At 43.0% G+C, this 558-nt stretch carries 1 protein-coding gene; it reads right to left on the bottom strand.

The window, feature by feature from the left end; all coding sequences use genetic code 11:
* The coding region (locus tag WKT11_RS19840; protein ID WP_340285799.1) for a replication initiation factor domain-containing protein at positions 1–558 on the bottom strand (558 nt) is incomplete at both ends.

The following is a 558-nucleotide window of genomic DNA, read 5'->3' as shown; positions in this document are numbered from 1 at the left end:
TAAAACTTATAACTTCTGGACTTTCCGATATATTCCCGTTTCCTGCATTTTTCCGCAAGCTCTGGAATATCCAAAATGCCCGTATGGTCGTTAATAGCAAGGTCGATACGCTTCATCACGCCACCGTCTACGAGTGCGTCCATGAGAAAGTCATACCAGCTTCTTTGCTGTGCCAGCAGGTAACTTTCAAACTGTCGGCAACCACGCCCCTTTAACTCTAAAAGGACACCTTTTTCTTCGTCAGCCGACGTATAGATAAAGATGTCCCCCAGAGAATAATGCTCCGTATAACTGTAATGTCCGTAATCTTCATGGAGCATATAATTGATATTCAGTTTTAATATATCTTTGATGATGTGCTGTATATCCAGCGTGGGAAAACGAATTTTTACATAATCAAACAGCATGGTAAGCGGTGCTTCTGGATTGAACCTTGCCAGTTCCTTATGCAGAGTTTCCAGAAGCTCCTTTGACGGCTTCATTTTTCCGCTTTCTATCTTGTTGAGATATTCTCTTGTGATACCAGAAGCCACCGCCAGCCTGCCTTGTGAGATACCA

Origin of the sequence: Blautia sp. HCN-1074 (assembly GCF_037890165.1) — a bacterium.
Classification (GTDB): Bacteria; Bacillota; Clostridia; order Lachnospirales; family Lachnospiraceae; genus Blautia_A.
Note: the sequence above shows the minus strand (reverse complement) of the source record. Positions and strands in the feature narration are given on the sequence as shown.